Here is a 20476-nt window from a genome sequence, read left to right as displayed (position 1 = left end):
GAAAGCACCGGTCTTGAAAACCGGCATACGTTAATAGCGTATCTAGGGTTCAAATCCCTATCTCTCCGCCACTTTTAAAAAAACCGCTGTTCTTACAGCGGTTTTTTTGTATCTGCTGTTTTTTAACCGCTGTTATCGAAACTTCTAATTGGTTTTTCTCTAGCTCTTTCTCCAAGTTTTTGCGTACCTACATTGGGTTTAGTTTACGCAGTAATACCTTCAATCGAAGACATTTCCATACGTCTCATTTGGGCTTCAAATAGAGCTTTGTTAAGTCTCAACGTGGGATGCTTAAACGCATTTTGATAGAGTCCCAGTCTAAATACTGCAAATGTACTTGGAGAAAAAATGAAGCTACTTTACTGGTTAGATGAATGGCAAGCTCTTACTCAACAAGAACAAGAGATGGCTTTACCTATCTCTGGCTACGATTTACTTGATGATGTGTTTGTGAAGTATGAACTCGTTGATCTTAACAAGCCATTGTTGTTTACATTTTCTCCTTCCGGTACTGATGTGCAGGTACAAGATTTAACTCCGGATTTTTCTCCTTGGGGCTACGAGCTCGGAATACAACAACAAGTAAACATTATTGCCTTTCAACATTTAGGACAAAGTAATTGGTTCCGTAGTCGGAATTTGATTTTCTTTCTGGAGCAGCTATCTGAGTTGCTTCATCCCTTCAAATGTCGTTTGGGTTATGGGCAAAGTCGAGGTGGCTTTGCAATTGGCGCGTTCGCTAACTTGCTGAAACTAGAACATCTTTTGTTGTTTTATCCTGTTAGCACTAAAAATAAAGCGTTAGTGCCTTGGGATGATCGGCCGAGTACTGAGCTTGCTCAGCAGTTTGCTTGGGAAAGCGGCTACCATGATCGAGATTTGGGCAATGCCAAAGGTTATATTATTTATGACCCATCCAATCGCATTGATCGTCTTCATGCTAAACGTTATCCAGAGCTTACCCATTTAAAAGTCGTCGGTATGGGACACGGCACTCAATCCACACAATTAGATAAATTAGAATTTTTTAATCTGGTGGCGCAGGAGTTTGTTCGCCATCAAACCTTAGATATTGACCAATTTAATAAGCAAATTCACGCTTTGTTTTAAAAGAGGACTGATATCAGAGTCCCCTGTAACCAGGGGGGAGATGATCACACACTAAAACTAGATTTTTAACACAATTGCTAGGCGCAATTTAGATGGAGGATTAATGAAGTTACTGTACTGGTTGGATGAATGGCTGGCTCTTTCTCGTGAAGAACAGCAAACCAGGCTACCGATGTCCGGGGAGGACTTACTTGATGATGTATTTGTTAAGTATGAGTTTGTCGACCGCAATAAACCGTTGTTGTTCACCTTTTCCCCTGCTGGTACGAATCTACAAGTACAGGACTTACACTCAGACTTTGCGCCTTGGGGCTATCGCTTAGCCCAGAAACAAAAAGTAAATATTATTTCATTTCAGCATCTTGGGAAAAGTAACTGGTTTCGTAGCCGTAATTTAATTTTCTTTCTAGAGCAACTGTCGACTTTACTTGAGCCCTTTGAATGTCGTTTAGGCTATGGACTTAGCCGCGGTGGTTTTGCTATTGGTGCCTTTTCCAATCTATTAAAGTTGGATCAAGTATTGATGTTTCACCCGGTCAGCACAAAAAACAAAGTTTTGGTGCCATGGGATGATAGGCCAAGTACTGAATTAGCCCAACAATTTGATTGGGAAGGAAAGTATCACGACCTTGACCTTGGCGATGCAAAAGGCTACATCATTTATGATCCAACTAATGAAATCGACCGCCTTCACGCCAAACGCTACCCAGAGCTCACTCACTTAAGAGTCTTCGGGATGGGACATGGTACCCACGCGACGTATTTGAATAAATTCGGTTTTTATAAGCAAGTGGCCGTAGACTTTATACGTTATCAGAAGATAGATATAGCGCAGTTTCGTCATCAGACCAAAACGCTGCGCTTAAAAGAAGATTACTATCAGTGCCTTAACAAGGCGAATGCGAGCTCACAGCATCGTTTAAACTTACTGAGTACCGCTCATAATGTACTAATTGAAGAAAAGAAAGAACATGTGAAGGAGCATCAAGCGCAAATCGATATTCAGCCACTTGTTGATATTGCACTTAAGCATGAGTATGACAACCCGCAAGATGCAGTACAGCTTTTGGAAGTCGCTCAGCAGCTGGTTCCGAATGATCCCGTTGTGGAGCGCAAGTTGCAGCAACTGTCGTAACGTGGAGATGTAATGCGGACGATATTGGTCGAAATAGGTCAGTGGCTTTTGTCGCTGGCCTTTTTAATAGCTTATGGATTGATATTTCGATGAAATCTAATGAAGCAGTACAAAATAAAAAGCCCAAGCAAATGCTTGGGCTCCATAAATGTTAATGCGAGTTTTAAAACTCTTTTGGCGCAAAGCCTGTCATCACATCAAGGCGAAGTTCTTTACCAACTTTTGTTAATGGGTGAACGATTACTAAGCCGCGTACGCGTTTTTTCAGTTTGCCGATGTCCGCTTGTTCTGCTTTGGTGATTTCACGAGAGAAAGGCATATCAAGTAAGCTTTTACGTTCTTTGTTCAGCTCATAGTTTTGCTTGTGCTTTAACTGGTTAAGCTTTTTGGTAAGCTGTTCTACTTCATCCGTGAACTTTGTAATCATTTCGTGATCACCACGAGAACGTGCCGCATCAAGTTTACGTTGGCATGTATCTAAACGGTTGTGCAGCTTTTGAATATCAGTTTTTATGCTCATGGTAATTTGGCTCAAATTTTAAATAGTCGAGAAGTATAGCATAGCTGAGATCACACGCTCTACTATACTTCTCGATTGTCTGGCTTTAGTTAATCAGTTCATTGCCCGATACGTTACCAGAGAAAAAGGCTTCGACGTTATCAAGCGTCACAGAGGCAATATTATTCAGTGCTTCGTGAGTCAAGAATGCTTGGTGGCCAGTAAACAGCACGTTATGACAAGCCGATAAACGGCGGAAAACATCATCTACAATGACATCGTTAGATTTATCTTGGAAGAATAAGTCTTTTTCATTGTCATACACGTCTAGGCCAAGCGCACCAATCTTACCTTGTTTCAACGCTTCTATCGCCGCTAGTGAATCTAGCAACTCGCCTCGACTGGTGTTAATGATCATTACACCATCTTTCATTTGCGCGAAGGCTTTTTCGTTCAATAAGTGATAGTTTTCTTCACTCATTGGACAATGGAGAGAGATAATATCCGCATTAGCGTAGATTTCTTCAAGCGAACAGTAACGGGCTCCCATTTCTAGCGCTAATGGGTTTTCGTAGGGGTCGTAGCAAAGCAGTTCCATGCCAAGCCCTTTGAAGATACGCATCGTCGCGATACCAATCTTACCCGTACCAATAATACCAACGGTTTTTCCGAAAAAGTTAAAGCCAACAAGACCTTCTAGCGAGAAGTTGGCGTCACGTGTGCGTTGGTAGGCCTTGTGAAGACGGCGGTTTAGGCACATCATTAAACCAACCGTGTGCTCTGCCACTGCTTCTGGTGAGTAAGCAGGAACTCGAACCACTTGTAAGCCTAGTTCTTTGGCTGCTTGTTGATCAACTTTATCATATCCCGCGCAGCGCATAGCAATAAGCTTGGTCCCGCCCAGAGAAAGCTGTTTAAGGACAGGAGCTGAAAGATCATCATTAACAAACGCACATACGACATCACTGCCGTGCGCCATCTTGGCTGTTTTTTCGGTTAGTCGGAAGTCGTGATAGTGAAATTCAAAATCGCGGTTATTTTTAATTTTATTAAAAGAGGCTTCGTCGTAGGATTTTGCACTAAAAAAAGCAATGTTAATCATGGTTCCCTCTCAAAAAGTGCGGACTTTATAAATAAATATGCTTATAAAGTAATGCAACTTAGCCGCAATGAATAGAGAAATCTTCTCTTTGACTTTTGTTGTATCAAATAACAATAAGAAGTACGCCTTTCAGCGAGTGCTATCTTACGGTTCCGCATTAGATACTGTTTGCTTTACGAGCATTAACTGACTAGCATTATCGCTCTTTTCTTGTTCACTTTATTAGCTTAGGCGTTACGACAATGTCAGTAAAATGGTGCTCTATGTTCTTGTGTTGTGTGTTTGCTTCTGGCACTCACGCAGCTGTTGACCTCGTTAAAGTCGACAAGTCTAAGCGTCGAATGTATTTGATGGAACAAGGAGCAGTGCTAAAAGAATACCGAATTGCTTTAGGAGCGAACCCTCAAGGACATAAACAAGAAGAGGGAGACAATCGCACACCAGAGGGCGAATACACTCTAGATTATGTTATAGAGGACTCTGCTTTTTATCGTTCTGTGCATATCAGTTACCCTGATGCGATTGATACGTTGGAAGCGAAGCGCCGAGGTGTCTCCCCTGGAGGGAACATCAAAATTCATGGCTTAAAAAACGGTGAGAGTCAGTTGCCGATTTATATCCAAAGTTTTGATTGGACTAATGGGTGTATTGCGATTACCAACGAGGAGATGGACGAATTTATCCAGCTTGTCGAGATGGGGACACCAATTCAGATTGAGTGGTAATAAAAGGTCCCCTTTAATGTTCTGGCTCTTATAGGCTATGGCATAAAGCGCTGTGGATGATCACTAAAAATACCGTCTAACTGAGGCAGGTATTTCAGTTTATTTGGATTGTTCACCGTATAGCACATCACTTTGTAACCGGCTTGTTGGAGTTTGTTTATCTGGCGAGTACGAACCCAGTTAATGTTTAGGTTGCAGCTATAGGCACTAACTTCTTCCAAAAGGCGTTTATCTTTTCTCGTAAAGAATTCACTTAACACACCCAATCGGTAGCCACTGCAGTATTTGTGCATCGCTCTAATGATGTCATGACTAAAGCTCGATAGGAGTACATTCTCTTGCGGCATTGGACTTTTTGCTAACGCATTGGCGAGAGTCTGCGCCACTTCTTCCGCTGGATGGTTGTCTACTTTAACTTCGATATTCAAGTTAAGCTTATTCTCAGTAGCTAAAGTGAGCAGTTCATCTAGTGTCACGATCTTCTCGCCTGAAAAGTCTGTGCTAAACCAACTACCGAAATCTAATGCTTTTAACTCTTCCAGGGTGAGCTCATCAACACGGCCTTGTCCATTGCTGCATCGATTGACGGTATGATCATGGCAAACCACGAAAACATTATCTTTGGTAGGCTGTATATCCACTTCCACCCACTTCAACCCCAGGTTAATGGCTGCTTGAATGCTTATTTTTGTATTCTCAGGGTATGAACCTGCCACGCCACGGTGACCAATTAATAACGTTTCCATTCGCTTTATCTTTTGCATTGCGGTTGCCAGATTGTACTCGTTTTTTCTATGAAGATATATCTAGGTGCATATTGTTAGGAACCTTTAGTAAAAGTGAACATTAAACTCTAATGGCACGTTGCTGCTTCTTGGACTGAGTCCTGTGGACTTAAAGCCTTAGAGTGTGTAGTTGTTTAATTGGTAAATGAGTAATAAAATGCGAACCATTTTTATTTGAATGGTGAGTGGTAATGTCACGAGTTTTGATAGTCGATGATGACGTTCCTTTGTGTGAGCTGTTAGAAGCGGTTTTGCAAGAGGAGGGCTACATCGTCTCTTCTGTGCATTGCGGTGAAAGTGCGCTGCAATATATGGAAAAAACGCCTGTAGATCTTGTATTGCTTGATGTCATGTTACCAAACCTTAACGGCATGCAAGTTGCTCGTAGGATCTGTCAGCGCTTCGCGACACCTATTCTAATGCTTACCGCTCTCAACGATGAAAACTCGATGCTTGATGGTTACCAAGCGGGGGCCGATCAGTATATCGGAAAGCCTTTTAATGTCGCTGAGCTTCTAATGCGCATCAAAGCGATTCTTCGTCGTGTTGGCTTGGAACGTCAACGTCAGACGATGTGTAGTACCGTTCAAACGATCAGTGACCAGCTTAATAGCTTACCCCTCACAAGTACGGAAGCTGAACTATTGAGCTACTTGGTAAAAAACCAAGGAGTCGTGATTTCAAAAGCAGAGCTTCAAACTGAAGTGTTAAAGAAAGAGCTGAGTCCTTTTGATCGCAACCTTGATATGCACATCAGTAACATACGTCGCAAGTTAGTTGAAGCGGGGCTTTCCAAGCAACATATCAAAACCTTCCGTGGCAAAGGTTACAGTTATTTAGAGGCTGTAAACCGTTAATGAAGCTCCGGTGTCCACCTTTTATTGCAAAACGTAAAGACAGCTTAGCGTTCAAGTTATTTAGTTGTATGACCGCAATTGTCATTAGCATTTTGGTCGTGCAATCCTTAGCGGAACAAGCTCTGGTGAAAGCCATGTTGAAAGTGCCCGATAGTGTGCGAGAAGAAATGCTAGACCTTGCACATCAAGCCAATGTATTGATTGAGCACGGAGACATGGACGAACTTGCTGACTGGGCAAATGCGCAAAACTTTTATTTATTTGTGTTGAATGAACATCAGCAACCAGTTACGCACCGTCTGATGCATCCGCACTTCGAGTTCAAACTTCAATTTAAGAGAAGCATTGATGATCAACTTGAGGGGAAAGTGAATCGCCCCATCATCAATATTCCTTTAGTTCATGGCAATACTTTAGTGATTCAATTGCCACATCGACTGCACCCTGCAAATGACTTCATTCTGTATTTCTCTATTCTCAAAGTCGTGATTGCAGTGGTTATTTTGGCGCTCTTTTCACTGCTAATGGCACGTAACTTACAGCAACCATTGGATCGATTGAGAGAAGCAAGCAAAAAGCTATCTAATGGAGATTTTAATGTCAGTGTCGTGAAAGAGCTGAAGTCGAGCACGCGTGAGTTTAACGAGTTAGCGCAAGATTTCGATCACATGACGCAACAGATTCATTCTCTCGCTGAAAAGCAGCGACTGCTTATAAGAGATGTCTCTCACGAATTGAGAACGCCGTTAGCGAGGCAGAACTTGGTTCTACATCTTTTGCGAAAGCGTGTTGGAGAAAGTGAGCAAAGCCTAGTGACAAGGCTAGAAGATGAAGCAAAAGAGCTAAACCATTTGATCAGCGATATATTGGAGTTCAGTCGCTTGGAAAATGCGCGCTTCGACAAAGCCACGAAACGCTGTGATTTAGAAGTTTTGCTCTCCCCGCAAGTAGAACGTTGCAAAATAGATTTGAAGTCAGAACAGACGTTGTCTTTCCGCTCAGAAGCTGTATGTGCTAAAGCCATTTGTGAAGAAACGCTGGTCATTCGTTGTTTGAACAATCTTATTGGTAATGCCATTAAATATTCAGGACAAGCATCTCAGATAGAAGTTTCTCTGGAAAATTATGTCAAAGAAGGGCAGCAATTCACCACCATGTCAGTATCTGATAATGGGCCTGGTATTCCAGAGAACAAGCTAGTCGATATTTTTGATCCGTTTACACGCTTAGATGCTTCTAGAGATAAAAAGCTTGGTGGCTACGGTTTAGGTCTTGCGATTGTCAAAGAATCCATGCGTATTATGGGTGGAGCAGTCACGGCGAAAAACCGTGAGCAAGGCGGTTTGAGGGTTACTTTAGTGTTCAAGCAATAAGTATGATTAAGTCGTAATTTTTGTGATTAATGTCACATTATCATGGCGCATCATCAGAGAGTACTTTACAAAAGTTTGCAAATGCAAAGAATGTAAATTTAATGCAAATGGTAATACTTATCACTTATATTCACCCGCGAAATAATTAAGAGGGAATCGCATTCAACAAGTATGTGACCCGAAAAATAATAATCGGAGTGAAAGGATATGTTTACTAAGAGCCATTTGGCGTTAGTGATCGGTGCAGTGTTAGCAACACCTGCAGTGGCGGAAGTTCAAACAGACGAACATGTAGTTGTAGAAGGTCGAGAGTTCGGCTACAAGGCAGATACAAACAGTACAGCAATGCGCATGGAAATGACGCAGCTGGAAACGCCGGGACAAGTAGCGGTTATCGATGAAACGGTAATTGATGAGCAGCGTGCAAGTACACTTGGTGAAGTGCTACGTAACGATGCAAGTGTTAGCGCGGGTGGTACAAGCCGTAACCGCGAACGTTTCTCTCTACGTGGTTTTGAACTTAGCAGTTCAGACGGTTTTCTTCGTGATGGTCGTCAACACTGGTCACACTACCGTCAGCCAATTGAGCTTTTAGAGCGTGTTGAAGTGCTTAAAGGTCCATCAGGTCTGCTATACGGTAAATCTGAGCCGGGTGGTTTGGTAAACATGGTTTCGAAAAAACCAACAACTCAAACACAAGCAAGTTTGAGTCAAGATCTAGGTTCGAATGATCACTCACGCACTGTGCTTGATGTGAGTGGCGCGCTAAATGATGCAGAGACACTGCGTGCGCGCGCAATTTTTGCCAAAGAAAGCTACGGCTCTTGGCGCAGGTACGGTGATGGCACTGAGCCTAGAACAGATCGTACGGTAGCGGGCCTAGTGGTTGAGTACGACATCACCGACAACTTTATGGTGTCAGCGCATTACGATCGCACGAAAGACGATGGTAGCGTAGACTCTGGCGCATACATTGTTGATGGCAAAGCGGTTCGCGGTGATAAGTACATTTGGGATGCGCAGTGGTCTGAAATTGATAACGAAGTAGAAAACTACGGTGTCGATATTAATGCGCAAGTCACGGATAACGTGAACGTAAAAGCAGGTTACAACCGCCAAGACTTTAAGCGTTTTGATGTAGAGTCTTACCCTAAGTTTGATCAGTATGAAGAGTTAAATACGATTAAGCATCGAGGCAACGATCGCTCCGATAATTGGGTATTTGATACTGCATATATAGATGTGACGACGGACTTTACTTTGTTCGGTACGGAAAACACGTTGTTAGTGGGCGCTAACTACTTAGACTACAGTTATGATCGCTTTATGGCATTTCATAATGAGGCGAGTATTGCGCCAGGAGAAACGGTGCCTAAGCCTAGCTATAGTAGTTCGAGGAAATCACCAACAGCTGAGTACGATACTTGGGGTATCTACGCGCAAAATATGATGACGATTAATGATTACTGGCAAGTGCTTGCAGGTGTTCGTTATGACGAAAAGCGTGATGATGAACTGACCGAAAACCAAGTTTCTCCAAAGTTAGGTGTGATATTCCACCCATCGACGAATGGCTCGGTTTACGTTCAGTATTCTGAAAGCTTCATGCCTCAAGGTGAAGTCAGCAACGGTAGTCGTACCTACATCAATGAAGGTGAGAAACTCGACGCTGAGCGTGGTATCTCTTATGAAATCGGTACGAAGTGGGAACTGTTTGATCAGCGTTTATTTGTATCTGGTGCTGTGTTTGATATCACGTTAGAGAACATCTCGCTGGATGTTGAAAGCGGCAAAGACGCGGGCGGCAATCTCCTACACAAGAAAACGCAAGGTGGTGAGCAAGTTCACAAAGGCGCTGAGTTAATGGCTCAAGGTTTTGTGACCCCAGAGTTGTCGCTAACCGCTTCTGCAATGTATTTGGATGCAGAGCTTAAGAAGGCAGAAAGATATGAGGGCAACCGCCCTGTAGACGTGCCAGAGTTCTCGGCAAGCCTATGGTCTAGCTACAAGGTTCAAGACAACACTAACTTAAACCTTGGTTTGATTTATGAAGGTGATCGCTACGGTGATGCAAAAAACACCTTCAAGAAAGATGGCTACTCTCGCGTTGATATGGGCGTGTCATACAAACATAAGTACGATGAAAACTTGGATATCATTGCTCGATTCAATGTCGAGAATTTATTCGATACCGACTACTTCGCAGGTGGTGGTAGCACGAATGGCGAGCAAAAAGGTGCGAGTGGGGTTGTGGTTGGAGAAAGCCGCAACTACATGGCAACAATCCAGTTCAAGTACTGATAACAATTTGATTATTAAAGGGGAAGGGTAGTCTTCCCCTTTGGTCGTTTTTGGAACACAGAAATATAACTCGTATGAATCTAATGAAATCAAGTATCGCTCTGTTGATATCATCGGTTTTGATTCCCGCTCACGCGGCGAACTTAAACGATGCACAAGCTGTGCAGAGTAAAACAAACCAGTCGTCGGCGGTAAGCCAAAAACGTATTGATGCAAGCGCAGAAAAATCACTTACTCTAGAAGCTGAAATTGAGCAGCTGCAAGAAGAAGTCGGTAACTTGAAGATTTATCGCGATCATCTTGCAAGCCTTGTTGAGAGCCAAAATCAAGAAGTTGATAGCTTGAACGAGCAAATTGAACAGATTGCTCAAACTCGTCAAGGTGTCGTGCCTTTAATGTATCACATGCTTGAGGGCTTAAAAGTGCTCGTCGCTAACGACAAGCCTATACGCAAAGCGCAACGTGAGGAGCGAATTGCAAAGCTGGATTCCATGATGACGCGTGCAGACGTTGCGGATGCAGAGAAGTTTCGTCGTATTTTAGAAGCGTACCAAATTGAAATGGATTACGGCACCAAGCTTGGCGTTTACCAAGGCAAGATTAACCTGGGTGACAATGAAGCTGTGGAGGCGGACATTCTCTATTTAGGCCGTTTGTCTTTGGTAGCGCGTAGCTTATCTGGTGACACATTTTGGAGCTGGTCACAGCAACAACAAGCATGGCAACAAGTGGGTTCTGAGCAAAAATCAGAGCTAGACAAAGCGTTCGCTATGGCGAATAAACAGATCGCGCCGAGTATGTTAACTCTGCCAGTGTCGTTAACCGCTGCGGAGGGCAAATAAATGATGAAAAAATGGTTATCGGTTGCATTAATCTCGACAGCCGCATTAATGCCTTATACAACTTTTGCTAGTGATGCGTTGTTACAAAAGGCGCAGCAAGAAAATCGTCAACAGCAATCGCACAATGTCGCGCGTGAATCAGGTTTTAAGCAAACAGAGCAAGACCTACAGGCTATAAAGAATAAATTGGTGGCAGAGCGTGCTGCTCTTCAAGCAGAGGCGGACTCATTAAGTGTTACCTTCGGTGAAAATGAAGCAGAACTGGCACAGCTAGAAGAAAAGTTGCGTCTAGAAACCGGGAGCCTAGGTGAGTTATTTGGCGTCGTTCGCCAGAACGCAAAAGAGCTAGAGTCTGAGCTAAAAAGCTCAGTAACCGGTGTAGATGCAAACTCATATCAGAAAGATATCGATGCTATTGTTGCGGCTAAATCACTGCCAACGTTGACCCAACTTCAGGCGATGTGGCGCAGCATGGAAGAACAAATCAAAGCAAGCGGTGAAATGGCAAACGTCTCTTTCACACTGCTAAATGGCGAGGGTCGTGAACAAACGGTTAGTGGTGTTCGTCTTGGTTCTATGGCGCTGCTGGATGACACTGGCTACGTTAAGTGGAATGGTCAACGCGGAGATGCGGTAAACTATCTTCGTCAGCCTGAAAGCGGTCCAACAGCGAATACTATTTCCTCTGGTGACATTGATGCGCTTGTCATAGATCCGTCACGTGGCATTCTTCTTGAGCAGCTCGCAAACTCACCGACTTTGGCTGATCGCCTAAATGCGGGTGGCGTTGTCGGCAAAATCATCCTTGGTTTATTGGCTATCGGCCTATTGATTGCGCTCGTACGTGGTGCATCTCTGATGATTTCGCGCCAGAAAATCATGAAGCAACTGAAAACCCCAGCGCAGCCAGGAAACAACCCTTTGGGTCGCGTGCTTGCGGTATACCAGAAAGACAAGCATCGCAGCGTAGAAGCGTTAGAACTACGTCTTTTGGAAGCCGTTGTTGATGAGCAAACCCACCTAGAAAAAGGGTTGTCGATGCTTAAGCTTCTTGCTGCTCTAGCTCCTATGCTTGGCCTATTAGGCACGGTAACGGGTATGATCGAAACCTTCCAAGTCATCACTCAATTTGGTAATGGTGATCCGAAAGTAATGGCGGGTGGTATTTCAATGGCACTTGTGACTACCGTACTTGGCCTTGTTTCAGCCATGCCTTTGCTATTAGCGCACAACGTATTGAGCTCTCAAGCAGAAAATATTCGCAGTATCTTAGAAAAACAAGGCATCGGTTTAGTTGCAGAACAAGCTGAGCGTGATATGCCGAGTAACAAAAGCCATTCTAACACCTTAGCGGAGAACGCAGCGTAATGGAGCAGATCCTACTCAGCACATTGGGTTTGATCAGTGAGGATTGGGCCACAACCTTGATGAGCTTTATGCAGCAAGGTGGTCAAATCCTATGGTGGTTGGCCGCCGTCGTGGCGGTGTGCTGGCTGTTGGTTATGGAGCGAGTTATTTATCTCACAACGGTTTTCCCTAGGGTAAAAAAACAGCTTTGTGAGCAGTGGCAAGCAAGATCAGAGCACCACTCTTGGTACGCGCATCAAATCCGTGAAGGATGGATTGCAAAAGCGCAAATCGAACTGCGCCAAAACCTATCGACTATTAAGCTACTTGTGGCGGTTTGCCCAATGCTAGGGTTGTTAGGGACGGTGACAGGCATGATTACGGTGTTTGACGTAATGGCATCGCAAGGCAGCAGCAATCCGAAATTGATGGCTTCTGGTATCTCACTTGCTACGCTGCCAACCATGGCAGGTATGGTAGCAGCGCTTGCGGGCATGTTTATTCATGCTCGCCTTAGCAAAGTGTGTGAACGAAAAGCTATCCAGTTAGAACAATCTTTAAGGAGTCAAAAGTGAGACTCGGACGCAGACCTAACCAACAAGATGAAGCTCAAGTCGATTTAACCTCGATGCTTGATATCGTCTTCATCATGTTGATCTTCTTCATTGTGACCAGTTCGTTTGTACGTGAATCCGGTGTAGAAGTGAATCGCCCTCAGGCTTCTAATGTAGTAAGCCAAAAAGACGCGGGCATTTTTATCGCAGTAACGGCAGCGAATGATGTGTACATCGACAAACGAGTGGTTGATATTGAGCGTGTTGAGGCCTCTATTGAGCACCTGTTACTTGATCAGCCTGATGCTTCGTTAGTTATCCAAGCTGACGAGCATGCTTACAATGGCACTGTCGTGAAAGTGATGGACGCTGCAAAGGCGGCAGGTGTGAAGAACATTGCATTGGCGGCGGAGAAACCTTAATGGGCAGGCTGTTACTTGCACTACCAGCATCACTGTTAATTTCTGTGAGCTTGTTTAGCTTTATGGCGTGGATGGTTGATAAAGGCAACCAGCGTGCGCCAGAAGCTTCAGAAGCCGTTCGTTTTGATATGGTGATGGTAGAGAATGAAGCAGACGTGCAGCGTCGTCAACGTTCAGTGCCGGAGCAACCAGAACCACCTCAAGCGCCGGAGCCAATGGATCTGTCTCAAGCTGACACTCAAATGGAACCAATGAGTCAGATGACGCCAGTCAGTGCTTTAGGTTTAAACACTGCCCTTGAAGGCATCGCGATTAGTGCACCAAACTTGAAGGGAACAATGGGCAACCAGCAAGCACTGCCGTTGTATCGTGTTGATCCTCGCTATCCAAGTAAGGCGCTGAAACGTAGAGTGGAAGGTTATGTCATTATGCGTTTCACGATCGATGCAACTGGACGACCAAAAGATATTGAAGTGATCGAGGCTGAGCCCGAGCGCATGTTTGAAAGGGAAGCAATCCGTGCGCTTAAAAAATGGAAGTATCAGCCAAAAGTTGAGGATGGTGTGTCAATTGAGCAGTTCGGACAAACCGCTAAAGTGGAGTTCAAGTTAGCCAAATGATGAAAAAATTCTTAATCGGTACGGTATTAAGCCTGAGTGCACTCTCAACCATTGCCAGTGAGTTAAGCCAATACACCGCAGCGAGAGTTCAACGAGCACATAATTTGGCTCAAGAAGAGAAACTGAAAGAAGCGATTTCATCTCTTGAAGCTATGGAGCTTTCTCGTGGATATGACCAAGCTTATGTCGCTCGAATGTTGGGTATTTTTTACTGGCAGAACGAGCAAACTCAAGCGGCGATTAAGCAACTTGAGTTGGCAGTCAATAGTGGTTTGCTACAAGATGAGCAAGCATGGCAAACCCGAAAAATGTTGGCTGATATACTGCTGAACGAGCAACGTTTTTCTAAGGCTTTACCTCATTACTATGCCTTGAGCAAAAACATTCCTAAAGGTCAAAAAGCGCATGAGCTATGGCTGCGTATTTCCCAATCTCATTATCAACTGAGTCAGTGGCAAAAAGTGCTTTCAGCAATGGCTCGTTATGAGAAATTTGGTCAGCCAGACAAGCTTGGCGCATTGTCGATAAAGCTTTCTGCTGAGCTAGAACTGAAAAAGTGGAAGCCGGCAATCTCGACCATCAAACGCTTAATCGTGATTGAACCTGAGCGAATTGAATGGTGGCGTCAGCTTGTTGCTCTATACCTACGGGTTGATGACAACAAACGTGCCCTAGACTCTTTGGCGTTGGCAAAACTGAAAGGGTTACAACTTAGCCAAGATGACTTAAAGCTGCTGGCACAATTGTACGCGAAACGAGGTATTCCTGAGAGAGCTGCGTTGGTGATGAACGAGCTAGAGGATGTAAACTCGAATAGTAAGCTAAAAGCTCAGCAAGCAACGTATTGGCAAATGGCAAAAGAGTGGGAAGAGTCTATTGATAGCTGGCGTATTGCAGCTCAGCTAGATAGGCAGTATTACTGGAACTATTCTCAACTGTTGGTGCAAGAAGGCCATTATAAAGATGCCATTGCCGCGCTCGATAAGGTCAGAGGTCGTAAAGCGGATGTTGCACTTATCAAAACTCGCGCTTACTACAAACTTAAGCGGTTTGACGATGCGCTCGCTAATGCCAAAAGAGCGAATGAGATTAAGCCATCGAATCAGGCAAAGAGTTGGGTTAAGTATCTATCACAGCTACGCAAAGTAGAATCGACGCAGAACTCATAGCGAACATTTTTATTAAATACCCGAGCTCAGTCTCGGGTATTTTTTTGTTTAAAGTAAACAATGTAAATTAAATGCCAATACGAATGATTATCACCTAAATTATGCCCCACATTTATTGGTGATGATTGTTTCTATGTTGCTTAAAAGCAAAGGTGTTCAAACTTGGGCTCGCCGCCTACATATCTATATTTCGATGGCTCTTCTCTTAGTTACGCTGTTTTTTGCAGTAACTGGTATTACCCTCAATCGCCCCGAATTGTTTGAACGCAGCGAACCTATCATTCAACAACATACTCTGACGGTTCCGCACTCAGTTTTATTCTCACATTCAGATACCTTTCAACCTAATCGTGAAGGGCTGGTGGCTTTCTTGACTAAAGAAACCGAGCTTCGCGGCACTCCCTCCGCACTAGATGTGTATACCGAAGTTGAGCAAGGTGAGTTGTTACTCGGAGAGCTTTCTATGGATTTTAAAGGCCCGGGTTATAACGCTACGGTCTTTATTGATATGACTACTGGTTCAGCAGACGTCGAAACGACGCACTACGGTATTGTTGCGCTGCTGAACGATCTACATAAAGGACGCAACAGTGGTGGGATTTGGAAGTGGTTTATCGACGTCACTGCGCTTTTGATGGTGTTTTTTGTTCTTACAGGCGTGTGCTTGTTACTGCCTAAGAAGAAGACGCTCAGAACGTCAATGCAATGGATGAGCTTTGGTACGTTACTGTCGCTCGTAATTTATTTTGTTGCTGTTCCATAACAGCTTTTTTAGAGAACACTTATGTTGAACACAGGAAGATTTTTCCGCCGTAATCACTTTTGTAAAGCCGCTTTGATCGCGGCTTTTACTCCTTTCTCTCTTTCCGCGGCGCCTCTACCAGATAACGCGAAGGTCGACTTCGAACTCGAACTTCCAAAGATAGATACCTCAATGTATGCACGCCCTTATGTGGCGGTTTGGGTTGAAAACGATCAGCGTAAACCGGTTAAAACCATTCAGTTATGGGTAGGGAAAGACGAATGGTTAAAAGATCTACGCAGCTGGTGGAGAAAAGCGGGTCGTTATGATCGTGAACTTGTTGATGCGGTGACTTCTGCAACACGTCCTGCTGGTCAATACCGCTTTGTCTGGGATGGAACCAATGACTCAGGGGAGCGTTTGGAACAAGGAAATTACACGTTGTACGTCGAAGTCGTTCGTGAACACGGTGGGCGAAACTACTTACGTCAAAAAATAACGCTAGCGGACAGTGACGTGCGCTATGAGCTTAAACCAACACAAGAGACGGGTGTCATCACCGTCAATTATCAAGTTAAGTGATTAAAGGACACAACAATGAAAACCAAAATGAAAGCAGTGGCATTGGCGAGTGTAATGGCAATGGGATTGGCTGTAACCACCACCGCGCAAGCACATCCACGTTGGGTTCTGCCCTCTCACTTTACGGTTTCTAAAGAAGGCGGTGACTGGCTGACATTTGATGTTACTGCCTCTCACGGAACGTTTGTTTTTGATAAGCCTGCGGGTAGTGATCAGGCATTTGTGGTGATGCCGGATGGCCGCTCTGAGCGTCCTAACTTTGTTGTTCGTGGCAAGCGTCGCTCTATGTTTGATTTCTTTTTTACAGAAGAAGGCACGCACAAAGTTGCGATTAATAATCAGCCGAGCTACTACACACAATACAAAGCGGGCCGTCGTGATACGGTGAAATGGGCGCGAGCAAGCAAAGCTGAGCGTGGTGATGTGCTTCCCGAGCAAGCGCGTGATGTGGTTACTCAACTAAGTTACACCCGAGCAGAAAGCTACATTACGGTTGGTATGCCAACGGACAAAGCGTTGGAGATTGAAGGCAAAATGCCGGAGATGAAACCGATCACGCATCCATCGGACATCATTGAAGGTGAGCCTGTGACTTTCCAGTTTTTCTTTAACGGAGAGCCACAAGAGGGCGTTACTGCTGAGATTACACGTGAAGGTACTATGTACCGAAACCATCAAGAACAAATCGATGTGGTGAGCGATAAAGATGGCAAAGTGATCTTCACGCCAGAAGTCGCCGGGCGCTACTTAATGAAAGCGAACTACAAAGGTGAATTGAAAGATAATCCATTGGCGGATAAAGCGAGTGCCAATGTTCACCTTACGTTTGAAACTCAACTTAACTAATCGAATTAGGCTCAGCAATTGCTGGGCCATTTTGGAATTATCATGAATAACACTTCTCTTCTAAAAGCGGTTTTGCTTTTTTCTGGATTTGCGTCCTTTCACGCTGCTGCACATTTTCCTCTGATGAGCTGTCACTTGGCGCAAGATAAAGTGATTTGTGAAGCGGGCTACTCGGATGGATCGACAGCGGTCGACTACGATGTCGAAATGTACGATTACGACGACAATCTGATCGCCAAAGAAAAAACAGATAAGCGTTCCATCGCAGAATTTACTCACCCTGAAACAGATTTCTATTTGGTATTTGATGCCGGACATGAAAGCCCGGTGGAAGTGGATATCGTTGAGCTGAAAGAGAAATGAGCGTTCAGAAAGTTCGCCCTGATGATGGTAACCGAGAAGGAAAGTGGGTCGCACTGACAATCGCAGCGATTCTCAGTTCAGCAGCCATACTTATGCCCTACCATCAGGTCGCGACTGAAAAGCCAGACATGCAGTCTCATCAAGTGTTAATCACGGATTTACATCAAAATGAGTTGGGGTTGATCGCTGAACTTAAGCTCGCTCATGAAGAGATTCGTGATTTGCAGTTAGATACCGGAACTTGGCCTGAGATCTCTGATATGGAGGCGCTTTGGATTGCTCCATTCGTGAAAGACCAAAACTGGAAGCGTAAAGGCTCTCATCAGTGGCAACGAATTGATGACGGTGTCTACATTGGCGTGAAGACCAGTGCCCAAGGCTCTGCTTCCATGCTGTTGGATAGCCGCAGTTCTCAAGCTGATATTTGGTTTAATGATTCTAGCCGTTCGTTAAATGTGGAGGGATTGAGCGAGCTAGCAAAACGCCACGATTTCGGTTGGAAACAAATCATTCTGTCAGACTCTTCCTCTCACTCTCACGCCCATTAAGACAACATAATTGATAAGTACTATGATCAAACGCTCTCTTTTACGTCGTATTCTTACAGCCACCGCGTTATTGACGGTGTCTTCTACTGGCTTTGCTGCCGATAAACTCAGTATTGGTATTACGCTTCAACCTTATTACAGCTATGTTAAAGCCGTTGTTGGTGAGAAGGCGGACATCGTTCCTTTGGTTGATGCTGGTTTTAATCCTCACAACTATTTGCCACAACCTAATGATCTTAAGCGCTTAAATGAAATGGACGTAATAGTGATCAATGGTATTGGTCATGACGATTTTGCACTGAAAGTGATCAAGGCTTCTCAGCGTGATGATCTCGTGGTTATCGAAGCGAACAAAGAAGTGCCTTTATTGCCCGCTATGGGGCAGTCTGTTGGTCAAGGAGCAGTGAACCCTCACACCTTTGTCGGTCTATCAACAACCATTCAAAAGGTTTACACCATCGCGAGTGAGCTAAGCCAATTGGACCCAGACAATGCTACGTTCTATCGCCAAAATGCTCGTAAATACGCGAAAACATTTCGCCTGATGAAGCGTGATGCAATGTTGTCTCTTGGTGAGTTGGACACGGCTGGTATGAAGGTGGCGACAACCCACAATGCTTACGGATATATCCTTCAGGAGTTTGGTGTTGACGTTGCCGCTGTCATTGAGCCTGCTCATGGTGTTGAACCAAGTGCAAGTCAGCTACAGGAAACGATAGAGAAAATTCGTGAATCGGGCATTGATGTGCTGTTTTATGAGCTCAATATGCCGAATCGCTTTGTTGATACCATCGAAGAGGCGACTGGGGTGCAGCTTTATCGCTTTTCTCACATGACTCACGGTGAGTATGAGGCTGATAAAGTCGAGGTTGAGATGCGAGATAATGTGGAAACACTAATCGAAGCCATGAAATTTGTGGCGAGTAAGCGAGCAGGGGAAAAGGCGTAATGACTGGACCTTCCGTTTCCTTAAGTAACGTGGGCCTAAAATACGCCGACAATATCATTTTGCAGAACATCAGCGCCGAATTCGAGAACGCGAAATGTCACGTGATTATGGGACCGAACGGCGGTGGTAAAACCTCTTTGCTTCGTTCGGTACTTGGACTCACGCCATTTTCGGGAAACATAGCGCTCAATTGGCCAGAACCATCAGCTGCATCGGGGAAGATAGGGTATGTGCCACAAAAAGCGATGTTTGAAGCAAGCCTCCCGTTAACCGTGATGGATTTTGTACTGCTTAACCAAACTCGTATCCCTCTATTTTGGCGACGTAAAACGAAACAAACTCAACATGCCCTGGCCCAGCTGGATCGCGTGGGTATGGCAACGCGTTGCGATCGTCGTATGGGGCAACTCTCTGGCGGTGAGCAACAGCGTGTTTTGTTTGCGCAAGCTTTACTGGATGAGCCCAATTTATTGGTTTTAGACGAACCTACAACTGGCATGGATGAGCAAGGTGTTCGATATCTTGAAGGTTTGATTCATGAAGTCGTTGGAGAAGGCAAAACGGTACTGGCAGTGCACCATGACGTGACCGCAGTGCGCCGTTTAGATGCGCAGGTCCATGTTGTAAATCGTCAAATTGTGGCGTCAGGGCACCATTCAGATGTGCTAAGTCCTGATCGTATAGAAACATTATTCAAGCACTACACAGCAAAAGTGGAGGCTGCATAATGGATTGGTTGCGAGAGTTAGCGGTTAGCGGCGTTGAAGCTGGATGGTTAAGCGATAGCTTTTCTTATGCTTTCATGGTGAACGCAATTGTGGCAGCGCTGATATTAGGGCCATTACTTGGTGGTCTTGGTACATTAGTCATCGCCAAGCGACTGGCTTTTTTCTCTGAAGCGGTTGGGCATGCTGCGCTTACCGGAATCGCGATTGGTGTGTTGCTCGGTGAGCCGCCAGAGAATCCGATCATCGGATTGTTTAGCTTTTGTATGATTTTTGCGCTGTTACTTCACTTTGTTCGTAATCGTACGAATGTACCTTACGACACACTGGTTGGGGTTTTTCTTGCACTAGCGTTAGCGGTTGGTGCTGCGCTGTTAATGTACGTTGCTCGCAAGATCAACATTCACATGTTGGAGAACGTGTTGTTTGGCTCGATCTTGACTGTGACGGACAACGATATCCTTATTTTAGCGATCAGTTGTTTGATCATATTACTGCTTCTTATTCCAACGTTTAACCGCATTTTGCTAACTTGTATCAGCCCGGATATTGCACGTGTACGCGGCTTTAATACCAGCTTTTATGATTACTTATTTGTCATGATGATCACCTTGGTCACCATCGCCGCGGTAAAGATTATTGGCGCGGTATTGGTTGGTGCATTGCTACTGATTCCTGGTGCAACGGCTCGGTTATTGACTAAACGCATGGGCAGTTTTGTTCTCCTTTCTTCTTTATTGGCAACCATTGCGTGTTTAGTAGGAACCATACTGCCAATGGAGCTTGAGCTACCAGTGCCATCAGGCGCATCCATCATCATTGTTTCTGCGGCATTTTTCCTAACAGCAACGGTTTACCGAATTATCCAAAAAGCGTAACC

The 20476-nt window shown here is 44.6% G+C and carries 23 protein-coding genes; 20 read left to right on the top strand and 3 right to left on the bottom strand.

Annotation, left to right across the window (positions count from 1 at the left end):
- The first annotated feature begins 348 nt into the window (after positions 1 to 348).
- Entirely contained in the window at positions 349 to 1110 is a 762-nt protein-coding gene (locus R7190_RS09855) for a hypothetical protein (RefSeq protein ID WP_064354473.1), read from the top strand.
- A 103-nt stretch (positions 1111 to 1213) separates the two neighbouring features.
- Positions 1214 to 2245 (top strand): cytosolic protein, encoded by a 1032-nt coding sequence (locus tag R7190_RS09850; RefSeq protein WP_171342684.1) that lies wholly within the window; start codon positions 1214 to 1216, stop codon positions 2243 to 2245.
- Between the two features lie 163 nt (positions 2246 to 2408).
- Here the strand turns inward: R7190_RS09850 and R7190_RS09845 are convergent, their stop codons facing one another.
- Together R7190_RS09845 and R7190_RS09840 are read right to left on the bottom strand one after the other, a co-directional pair.
- Positions 2409 to 2765, bottom strand: coding sequence for a YibL family ribosome-associated protein (locus R7190_RS09845; protein WP_005374274.1), 357 nt, complete (start codon positions 2763 to 2765; stop codon positions 2409 to 2411).
- Positions 2766 to 2850: 85 nt separating this feature from the next.
- The gene (locus R7190_RS09840; RefSeq protein WP_132936944.1) at positions 2851 to 3846 is read right to left on the bottom strand and encodes a 2-hydroxyacid dehydrogenase; all 996 of its coding nucleotides are present in this window, start codon (positions 3844 to 3846) and stop codon (positions 2851 to 2853) included.
- A gap of 242 nt (positions 3847 to 4088) precedes the next feature.
- Between R7190_RS09840 and R7190_RS09835 the strand changes: the two genes are divergently transcribed.
- Positions 4089 to 4571: a L,D-transpeptidase family protein gene (locus R7190_RS09835; RefSeq protein ID WP_017819702.1), complete on the top strand. Its 483-nt coding sequence runs from the start codon at positions 4089 to 4091 to the stop codon at positions 4569 to 4571.
- Positions 4572 to 4606: 35 nt separating this feature from the next.
- On the opposite strand, the gene R7190_RS09830 is transcribed toward R7190_RS09835, so the two are convergent.
- Entirely contained in the window at positions 4607 to 5317 is a 711-nt protein-coding gene (locus R7190_RS09830) for a glycerophosphodiester phosphodiesterase family protein (protein ID WP_132936945.1), read from the bottom strand.
- A 230-nt stretch (positions 5318 to 5547) separates the two neighbouring features.
- Here R7190_RS09830 and R7190_RS09825 point away from each other — a divergent pair, with 230 nt between their 5' ends.
- From R7190_RS09825 to R7190_RS09745, 17 genes are all read left to right on the top strand, one after another.
- Positions 5548 to 6213 carry a response regulator transcription factor gene (locus tag R7190_RS09825; protein WP_005386018.1) on the top strand — a complete coding sequence of 222 codons (666 nt, stop codon included), beginning with the start codon at positions 5548 to 5550 and terminating at the stop codon, positions 6211 to 6213.
- Positions 6213 to 7586 (top strand): sensor histidine kinase, encoded by a 1374-nt coding sequence (locus tag R7190_RS09820; protein WP_064369509.1) that lies wholly within the window; start codon positions 6213 to 6215, stop codon positions 7584 to 7586. Before R7190_RS09825 ends, R7190_RS09820 begins: the two co-directional genes overlap by 1 nt.
- A 207-nt stretch (positions 7587 to 7793) precedes the next feature.
- Positions 7794 to 9887 carry a TonB-dependent siderophore receptor gene (locus R7190_RS09815; RefSeq protein WP_186585538.1) on the top strand — a complete coding sequence of 698 codons (2094 nt, stop codon included), beginning with the start codon at positions 7794 to 7796 and terminating at the stop codon, positions 9885 to 9887.
- Positions 9888 to 9961: 74 nt separating this feature from the next.
- Positions 9962 to 10729 (top strand): DUF3450 domain-containing protein, encoded by a 768-nt coding sequence (locus R7190_RS09810; protein WP_005374260.1) that lies wholly within the window; start codon positions 9962 to 9964, stop codon positions 10727 to 10729.
- On the top strand, positions 10730 to 12097 hold the full coding sequence (locus tag R7190_RS09805; protein WP_053350833.1) for a MotA/TolQ/ExbB proton channel family protein: 1368 nt from the start codon (positions 10730 to 10732) through the stop codon (positions 12095 to 12097). It begins immediately after the preceding gene.
- Complete coding sequence (locus tag R7190_RS09800) at positions 12097 to 12651, top strand: MotA/TolQ/ExbB proton channel family protein (protein ID WP_054579205.1); 555 nt, start codon at positions 12097 to 12099, stop codon at positions 12649 to 12651. The genes R7190_RS09805 and R7190_RS09800 overlap by 1 nt, the downstream gene beginning before the upstream one ends.
- Positions 12648 to 13052: an ExbD/TolR family protein gene (locus R7190_RS09795; protein WP_005374257.1), complete on the top strand. Its 405-nt coding sequence runs from the start codon at positions 12648 to 12650 to the stop codon at positions 13050 to 13052. The genes R7190_RS09800 and R7190_RS09795 overlap by 4 nt, the downstream gene beginning before the upstream one ends.
- A complete protein-coding gene (locus tag R7190_RS09790; protein ID WP_005374256.1) occupies positions 13052 to 13672 on the top strand; it encodes an energy transducer TonB in 621 nt (206 codons plus the stop codon). The genes R7190_RS09795 and R7190_RS09790 overlap by 1 nt, the downstream gene beginning before the upstream one ends.
- On the top strand, positions 13669 to 14841 hold the full coding sequence (locus R7190_RS09785) for a tetratricopeptide repeat protein (RefSeq protein ID WP_017635539.1): 1173 nt from the start codon (positions 13669 to 13671) through the stop codon (positions 14839 to 14841). Before R7190_RS09790 ends, R7190_RS09785 begins: the two co-directional genes overlap by 4 nt.
- Before the next feature lie 133 nt (positions 14842 to 14974).
- On the top strand, positions 14975 to 15604 hold the full coding sequence (locus R7190_RS09780; protein ID WP_064369691.1) for a PepSY-associated TM helix domain-containing protein: 630 nt from the start codon (positions 14975 to 14977) through the stop codon (positions 15602 to 15604).
- A gap of 21 nt (positions 15605 to 15625) precedes the next feature.
- Positions 15626 to 16165, top strand: a complete 540-nt coding sequence (locus R7190_RS09775) for a DUF2271 domain-containing protein (RefSeq protein WP_054576196.1) — start codon at positions 15626 to 15628, stop codon at positions 16163 to 16165.
- Positions 16166 to 16180: 15 nt separating this feature from the next.
- A complete protein-coding gene (locus R7190_RS09770) occupies positions 16181 to 17011 on the top strand; it encodes a DUF4198 domain-containing protein (protein WP_318137542.1) in 831 nt (276 codons plus the stop codon).
- Between the two features lie 42 nt (positions 17012 to 17053).
- Positions 17054 to 17374 carry a hypothetical protein gene (locus R7190_RS09765; protein ID WP_005374251.1) on the top strand — a complete coding sequence of 107 codons (321 nt, stop codon included), beginning with the start codon at positions 17054 to 17056 and terminating at the stop codon, positions 17372 to 17374.
- The gene (locus tag R7190_RS09760) at positions 17371 to 17922 is read left to right on the top strand and encodes a DUF6162 family protein (protein ID WP_054576195.1); all 552 of its coding nucleotides are present in this window, start codon (positions 17371 to 17373) and stop codon (positions 17920 to 17922) included. Before R7190_RS09765 ends, R7190_RS09760 begins: the two co-directional genes overlap by 4 nt.
- A 22-nt stretch (positions 17923 to 17944) precedes the next feature.
- Positions 17945 to 18871, top strand: coding sequence for a metal ABC transporter solute-binding protein, Zn/Mn family (locus tag R7190_RS09755; protein ID WP_005374249.1), 927 nt, complete (start codon positions 17945 to 17947; stop codon positions 18869 to 18871).
- Positions 18871 to 19599, top strand: a complete 729-nt coding sequence (locus R7190_RS09750) for a metal ABC transporter ATP-binding protein (protein ID WP_025768067.1) — start codon at positions 18871 to 18873, stop codon at positions 19597 to 19599. The genes R7190_RS09755 and R7190_RS09750 overlap by 1 nt, the downstream gene beginning before the upstream one ends.
- Positions 19599 to 20474 (top strand): metal ABC transporter permease, encoded by an 876-nt coding sequence (locus R7190_RS09745; RefSeq protein ID WP_005393560.1) that lies wholly within the window; start codon positions 19599 to 19601, stop codon positions 20472 to 20474. The genes R7190_RS09750 and R7190_RS09745 overlap by 1 nt, the downstream gene beginning before the upstream one ends.
- The last annotated feature ends 2 nt before the right edge of the window (positions 20475 to 20476 follow it).

This window comes from Vibrio sp. 1078-1, assembly GCF_033340475.1.
The sequence above is the reverse complement of the archived record's forward strand: the minus strand, read 5'-3'. Positions and strand labels throughout refer to the sequence as shown.